The 1,302-nt window shown below is 61.1% G+C and carries 1 pseudogene; it reads right to left on the bottom strand.

Annotated features, from left to right (window positions below):
* A pseudogene (locus AWB69_RS49110) lies at positions 1-1,302 on the bottom strand (recombinase family protein); the annotation flags it as partial.

Here is a 1,302-nt window from a genome sequence, read left to right as displayed (position 1 = left end):
CCTCGATAAACATTGGGATTTGTCCTTCCCCATCATTGCGACACGGGCGATGTTTGCGCGATAAGGCCGCTGTAACCGCATCGCTGCGCAGATCGCTCGCACGAATTTGCCAAGGAGCGTCGGGCATCACCTGCTCGGCGGGCAGAACCCGATCGTTGATCAACCGGCGGATCGCGTGACTGGTGACGCCGAGCAGTTTTGCGGCTTCGAACATCGTCAGCCATTCTCCATCCTTGTCAGCCGACTTGTACGCATGGATGTCTCGCACTCGCCGTATGGAACTGACACGGTGCGCAGTCCAGGTCTTACCCTGGCCTGTCCGTAACCCCATCCGGTTCAACGATGCGGCGATGTCCTGATCTGACCACCGGCTCGCCATGCTGCGAACGACCGCGAGCGCCTCGTCAGAGGTGCTGCATCCATGCTCGCCCGTTCGGGGCTTGCGAATTCGTAGCTGGGAGTGCTGACCGCCGTGCCAATGGATCGTCAGTATGACTTCGCGAGCCGTGTCGTCGACGTCTGCAACAATATCGACGATGAGCGCGCGGACTAGCTGCTGGCGCATGCGCATGGTCACGCCCGGAGCGTTCCAGGCCGCCTGGAGATTCTCAGCGAGCTTCACAAAGTCAGGAGACGCTGCCTCTGCCATCGGCGCCCCGGCCGTCTCCAGGCGCGTTTGACAGGCCTGTACCCGACGTAATGCTGCTTCCCAGTTCTTCTCCAATTGCGCGGCAATCAGACGGTTATCGGGGTCGCAGGCGGCGTAGCGGCGCTCGGCGAGCGTCGCCTCGTACTGGGCTTGCTGCAGTTCGAGTTCCACGATCCGCCGCTGCTCGTTCAAGGTATCCATTTGCATATGCTCGGCCTGCTGGGCTGCTTCGATTGCCAAGGGCTCCACGACACGCAGAAGTTCGTTTCCGATGGCAGCGTCGATGCGTGATCCGCCGAAGCTCATGCATCGCGGCGGTATGTCAAAGCGGTCACATCGGTAGACGGCCCGCGGGATTCGACCAGTATAGGCCACCGACAGGCGACGCCCACAGCGCGCGCAAGCAAGCAGGCCAGCGAGCAGTGCCCGTCCACCACGGCTCGATTTTACGTCGCCCGCCTTGCTGTAGGCGTTGGCCGAAAGCTGTTTCTGGTTGCGTTCGAATTCCGCCCAATCGATGTAGCCTTCGTGATGCTCCCGGAGCAGGACATCCCACTCCTCAAACGGCTTGGGATGCTTATAGCTCTTGCGCGCACGCCCATCTACTATCGCCATCTGTTTGCCACTCTTGCCGTACACGTATGCGCCGGCAT

It is taken from the genome of Caballeronia udeis (assembly GCF_001544555.2).
Taxonomy (GTDB): Bacteria; Pseudomonadota; Gammaproteobacteria; order Burkholderiales; family Burkholderiaceae; genus Caballeronia; species Caballeronia udeis.
The sequence above is the reverse complement of the archived record's forward strand: the minus strand, read 5'-3'. Positions and strand labels throughout refer to the sequence as shown.